Raw genomic sequence first — 5,854 nt, forward strand, 5'->3', positions numbered from 1 at the left:
AGATGTGTATAAGAGACAGCCTGAGGACCCAGCAGATCGTGGCCTACGAGTCCGGGGTCACCCAGACCATAGACCCCTTGGCTGGGAGCTACGTCATCGAGGCGCTCACCAACCAAATCGAGGAGGGCGCCAGGGAGTACATCCGCAAGATCGACGAGATGGGCGGCATGCTGGTGGCCATCGAGAAGGGCTACGTGCAGCAGCAGATCCAGGACGCCGCCTACGAGTACCAGAAGGCGGTGGAGTCCGGAGACCGGATCGTGGTTGGGGTGAACCGCTTCCAGATCGAGGAGGACGCATCGGAGCGGACCCTTCTCAAGGTGGACCCCGCGGTGGGTGAGATGCAGGTCAAGAAGCTTGCTAAGCTGAAGGAGAGCCGGGACAACCTGAAGGTCCGGGACTGCCTTGAGAACATCCGCCGGGTTGCCCAGGGGGAGGAGAACCTGATGCCCCACATAATAGAGGCGGTCAGGAACTACGCCACCGAGGGCGAGATCTGCGGGGTTCTCCGGGAGGTCTTCGGGGAGTACAAGGAGAACGTGGTTCTTTAAGTCTTTTAAGGCGGGAGGACTCGAGAGATGAGCGACCGTAAGATAAGGGTTGTGGTGGCCAAGCCGGGGCTTGACGGGCATGACCGGGGCGCCAAGGTCATAGCCAGGGCGTTCAGGGACGCGGGGATGGAGGTCATATACACGGGGCTTCGCCAGACCCCGGAGCAGATAGTTCAGACCGCCATACAGGAGGACGCCGACGCCATCGGCATAAGCATCCTGTCCGGGGCCCACGAGCACTACTTCAAGGTGATCATCGACATGCTCAGGGAGCGCGGGGCTGGGGACATAATAGTCTTCGGCGGCGGGGTCATACCGGAGTCCGACGTGCCGAGGCTCCTGGAGCTTGGGGCGGGGGCCATCTTTGGTCCTGGCACCCCCACCGGGGACTGCATAAAGTGGCTTGAGGAAGCGGTGGCTGAGAAGAGAAGGAAGGAGGCCTCCAACTGATGAAGCCAACTGTGGTGGACCACATAGGCATAGCGGTGAGGAGCATTGAGGAGTCCCTGAAGTTCTGGCAGGACGTGATTGGCATCCAGTGCCACGGGGTGGAGGAGGTGGCGGAGCAGAAGGTCAAGACCGCCTTCCTGCCCTTGGGCGACACGGAGATAGAGCTGCTGGAGGGCACCGCCGAGGACAGCCCGGTGAGCAAGTTCATCGAGGCCAAGGGAGAGGGAATCCACCACATAGCCATCCGGGTGCCCAACATAGAGGAGGCTTTGGAGGAGCTGAAGGCCAAGGGCGTCCGTCTTATAGACGAGAAGCCCCGGAAGGGCGCCGGGGGCGCCAGGATAGCCTTCGTGCACCCCAAGGCTTCCGGAGGGGTGCTGCTGGAGATAAGCGAGAGATAGGCGTCCCAAGCGGTCCGGCGGGACCCAGTCCCGCCGGGCACGTCAAAATAAGGAGGTAGAGTCATGGCGGATCGTACCATCGACGAGCTTTGCGAGCAGCTGCTTGCCAAGCGAAAGGCCGCTCACGACGGCGGCGGCAAGAAGGCCGTCGAAAAGCAGCACGAGAAGGGCAAGCTTACCGCCCGGGAGAGGATAGAGCGTCTCCTGGACCCCGGCAGCTTCGTTGAGATAGACGAGTTCGTGGAGCACCGCTGCACCAACTTCGGCCTTGAGAAGACCAAGTTCCTCGGCGACGGCGTCGTAACCGGCTACGGCACCGTGGAGGGCCGGATGGTGTACGTTTACAGCCAGGACTTCACCGTGCTCGGCGGGTCTCTCGGGGAGATGCACGCCAAGAAGATATGCAAGGTCCTGGATCTTGCCCTCCAGAACGGCTGTCCGGTGATAGGAATAAACGATTCCGGCGGCGCCAGGATCCAGGAGGCGGTGGACGCCCTTTCTGGCTACGGCAGCATCTTCTTCAGGAACGTTAAGGCCAGCGGCGTGGTGCCTCAGATATCCGTCATAGCGGGTCCCTGCGCCGGAGGGGCGGTCTACAGCCCGGCGCTTACGGACTTCATATTCATGGTGGACAAGATCGGCATCATGCACATCACCGGCCCCGCGGTCATAAAGGCGGTGACCGGCGAGGACGTCACCTCTGAGCAGATCGGCGGCGCCATGGCCCACAACACCACCTCCGGGGTTGCCCAGTTCTTCGCCTCCAACGAGGACGAGTGCTTCGCCCAGGTGAGGAAGCTCCTTTCGTACCTGCCGAGCAACAACATGGAGGATCCCCCCTGCGCTCAAACCGGGGACGACCCCATGAGGCTTGACATGAGCCTTAGGGAGGCGGTGCCCACCAACCCCAACAAGGGTTACGACGTGAGGGACGTGATCCGCAAGGTGGTGGACGGAGGGGACTTCTTCGAGGTTCAGCCCCTTTGGGCCAGGAACATAGTGACCGGCTTCGCCCGGGTGGGTGGACGGGTGATAGGCATCATCGCCAACCAGGCCAACTACATGGCGGGCTGCCTTGACATCGACGCCTCCGACAAGGCCAGCCGGCACATAAGGATATGCGATGCCTACAACATCCCCATAGTCACCTTTGAGGACGTGCCGGGGTACCTTCCAGGGCTCAACCAGGAGATGGGCGGCATAATCCGGCATGGGGCCAAACTGCTCTACGCCTACAGCGAGGCCACGTCTCCAAAGATAACCGTGGTGTTAAGAAAGGCCTACGGTGGGTCATACCTTGGCATGTGCAGCAAGGACCTGGGCGCCGACGTGGTGCTTGCCTGGCCCCAGGCGGAGATCGCCGTCATGGGGGCCGAGGGGGCGGCCAACATCATCTTCCGCAAGGAGATCGACGCCGCGGAGGACAAGGCGGCCATGAGGGCCCAGAAGATAGAGGAGTACCGGGAGGCCTTCGCCAACCCCTACCAGGCGGCCTCCAGGGGTTTTGTGGATCGGGTGATCCTGCCCGAGGAGACCCGGGGCGCCATATACCAGGCGCTGGTGATGTGCGACGGCAAGAGGGAGCTAAGGCCCAAGCGCAAGCACGGCATAATGCCCCACTAAGGAGGGGATAGGGGATGAGCATTCACGACCACTTCGTGGGCCCCATGGGAGGGGTCCTCATGTCCCTCATCGCCTTCAGCATAGTCTTCCTGGTCATCGTGGGGCTCATGCTGGTGATGATGGCCACCAAGATGGTGGCCCAGGCGGTTGACTCCCGGGGCAAGGTATCCGGCGGTTCGGGTCCTTCCCCCGCGGCTTCCGCCCCTGCGTCCGCCCCGGCTCCCGCCGCGCCCGCAAGGCCCTTGGATGCTTCCCATTGCGAGGACCTGGAGCTGGTGGCGGCCATAACCGCCTCCCTGTGCGCCTTCATGGGCCGTCCGGTGGCGGTTAAATCCGTAAGGCCCATGCCCGCCGCTCCGGCGAGCCACTGGAGGACCATGGCCAAGCTGGACAACCTGGAGGGCTTTGAGCTTTAACCGCTTTTTGTAAGGTCTAAGGCCTGTTGGCACAGGCGGATGTTTGCTAAGGATTCGCAAGATAACCATCCCTATTAGGAGGTATGCCCCATGGGTCGCATGTATCGAGTGGTAGTTAACGGCAAGGCTTACGAGGTAGAGGTGGAGGAGGTAGGAGCTTCCAGTTCCGTCCCCGCGGCGGCCCCCGCCCCTGTGCCTTCTCCCGCTCCAGCTCCAGCCCCTGCGCCGGCTCCTGCTCCGGCTCCTGTCCCTGCGGCTCCGGCGGGAAGCGGCGCTGTGACCGCCCCGATGCCGGGCAAGATACTGAAGGTCATGGTCCAGCAGGGCGCTTCGGTGTCCGCCGGACAGGCCATAATAATCCTGGAGGCCATGAAGATGGAGAACGAGATCTTCGCCCCCGTGGCAGGCACCGTGTCTGAGGTGCGCTGCAAGGAGGGTGACTCGGTGAACACCGGGGACGTCCTGGTGGTCATAGCTTAGGCTCCCCAGGGAGGGAGAGGGATGGAACTCTACTTAGCGGCCCTTAGGGGCCTCATAGAACAGTCGGGGCTTGTGGGACTCTCCGGAGGAAACCTGGTGATGATAGTGGTGGCCCTGGTGCTTTTGTACCTGGCCATCGCAAAGGGGTTCGAGCCCCTTCTGCTCACCCCCATAGCCTTCGGGTGTCTTCTGGTGAACCTACCCCTGTCGGGGATAGTGGATCCCGGCGGGTTCCTGTACTACGTGTCCTTCGGGACCAAGCATGAGCTCTACCCCATAATAATATTCATGGGCATAGGGGCCCTCACGGACTTCGGACCTCTTTTGGCCAACCCCATAACGTTCCTCCTGGGCGCCGCCGCCCAGCTTGGGGTGTTCGTGGCGGTGGTGGGGGCCATGTTCCTGGGCTTCAACATAAGGGAGGCCGCCGCCATAGGGATAATAGGAGGGGCCGACGGGCCCACCTCCATCTACCTATGCATGAAGCTGGCCCCAAGGATAGTGGGCGCCGTGGCGGTGGCGGCGTACAGCTACATGTCCCTGGTGCCCTTGATCCAGCCGCCGGTGATAAAGCTCTTAACCACCAAGGCGGACCGGGGCATCAGGATGGAGCAGCTGCGGCCCGTGACCAAGACCGAGCGGGTGCTCTTCCCGATCATAAGCACCATCGCCTGTGGCCTGATACTTCCCCCGGCGGTTCCCCTCATAGGGATGCTCATGTTCGGGAACCTCTTGCGGGAGTGCGGCTGCACCGAGCGGCTCAACCAGGCGGCCCAGAACGAGATACTCAACGCCACCACCATATTCCTGGGGATAACCGTGGGGGCCACCATGGAGGCGGAGTCGTTCCTCACCGCCGCCACCATAAAGATCATAGCCCTGGGGCTTGTGGCCTTCATATTCAGCACCGCCGGGGGCTGCATCTTCGGTCAGGTGATGAAGACCCTTTCGGGAGGCAAGATCAACCCAGTCATAGGCGCCGCCGGCGTCTCTGCGGTCCCCATGGCCGCTAGGGTCTGCCAGAGGGTGGTTCAGCAGGAGTACCCCGGTTCCTACGTGCTCATGCACGCCATGGGTCCCAACGTGGCGGGGGTCATAGGAACCGCCGTGGCCGCCGGGGCCATGCTGACGCTGCTTACCGCGTAAGCCCCTTGGGCTTTAAAAGCGCAACGAATCCCGCCGGGAGGGCCCTCGTGCCCTCCCGGTTTTTTGTCCTTCATTTGGGATGATGTTTATGTCCCTTTTATCCCAATGGGATGTAAGATATGGGGTGGTTGGTAAGCCATGCTTCATCGGGACGGGGGGTGTGACCGTGGTAAGGTCGATAAGGTCCAGGGACCTTTCGGATCTGGTGAGGTCCCTGGCGCTTAAGGCCAACTTTGAGCTTCCGCCGGACGTGAAAGACAGTCTTAAGAGGGCTTTGAGGGATGAGCGGTGCGAGCTTGCGGGGGAGGCCCTCTCCGACATAGTGGCCAACTTCGAGATAGCTCAGGCGGACCGGCTTCCCATATGCCAGGACTGCGGCCTTGCGGTGGTGTTCGTGGAATGGGGACAGGAGGCGGTTTTGGAGGGATCCTCCCTTCAGGAGGCGGTGGACCAGGGGATTAGGGAGGCGTACCTGGAGGGTTACCTTAGAAAATCCGTGGTGTACGACCCCATATACGAAAGGCGGAACAGCATGGACAACACGCCGGCGGTGGTGCATCTTAACATGGTGCCCGGCGACCGGGTTGAGGTTACGGTGGCGCCGAAGGGCATGGGCAGCGAGAACATGAGCCGGATCGCCATGTTGAAGCCCGCGGACGGCGAAGGGGGCGTCATCGACTTCATCGTTGACACCGTGCGTCAGGCAGGTCCCAACCCCTGTCCTCCGGTGGTGGTGGGCGTTGCGGTGGGGGGCACCTTTGAGCAGGCCGCCATTTGGGCCAAGAAG

General features: G+C 62.1%; 8 protein-coding genes. All 8 read left to right on the forward strand.

Annotated elements, in window-relative coordinates:
• Positions 1 to 551: methylmalonyl-CoA mutase family protein (locus tag N2315_08575; protein ID MCX7829231.1), on the forward strand; the 551-nt coding region annotated here is incomplete at its 5' end.
• A gap of 27 nt (positions 552 to 578) precedes the next feature.
• On the forward strand, positions 579 to 1,001 hold the full coding sequence (locus N2315_08580; protein ID MCX7829232.1) for a cobalamin B12-binding domain-containing protein: 423 nt from the start codon (positions 579 to 581) through the stop codon (positions 999 to 1,001).
• The gene (mce, locus tag N2315_08585) at positions 1,001 to 1,402 is read left to right on the forward strand and encodes a methylmalonyl-CoA epimerase (GenBank protein ID MCX7829233.1); all 402 of its coding nucleotides are present in this window, start codon (positions 1,001 to 1,003) and stop codon (positions 1,400 to 1,402) included. The genes N2315_08580 and mce overlap by 1 nt, the downstream gene beginning before the upstream one ends.
• Before the next feature lie 63 nt (positions 1,403 to 1,465).
• A complete protein-coding gene (locus tag N2315_08590) occupies positions 1,466 to 3,025 on the forward strand; it encodes a methylmalonyl-CoA carboxyltransferase (GenBank protein MCX7829234.1) in 1,560 nt (519 codons plus the stop codon).
• A 14-nt stretch (positions 3,026 to 3,039) separates the two neighbouring features.
• Complete coding sequence (locus tag N2315_08595; GenBank protein MCX7829235.1) at positions 3,040 to 3,441, forward strand: OadG family transporter subunit; 402 nt, start codon at positions 3,040 to 3,042, stop codon at positions 3,439 to 3,441.
• 90 nt (positions 3,442 to 3,531) lie between these two features.
• A complete protein-coding gene (locus N2315_08600; protein ID MCX7829236.1) occupies positions 3,532 to 3,921 on the forward strand; it encodes a biotin/lipoyl-binding protein in 390 nt (129 codons plus the stop codon).
• Positions 3,922 to 3,942: 21 nt separating this feature from the next.
• Entirely contained in the window at positions 3,943 to 5,067 is a 1,125-nt protein-coding gene (locus N2315_08605; GenBank protein MCX7829237.1) for a sodium ion-translocating decarboxylase subunit beta, read from the forward strand.
• 166 nt (positions 5,068 to 5,233) lie between these two features.
• Positions 5,234 to 5,854 (forward strand): fumarate hydratase (locus N2315_08610; protein ID MCX7829238.1); only part of this gene is annotated, 621 nt, incomplete at its 3' end.

The sequence above is a fragment of the Thermanaerothrix sp. genome (assembly GCA_026417795.1).
Lineage (GTDB): Bacteria > Synergistota > Synergistia > Synergistales > Synergistaceae > Thermanaerovibrio.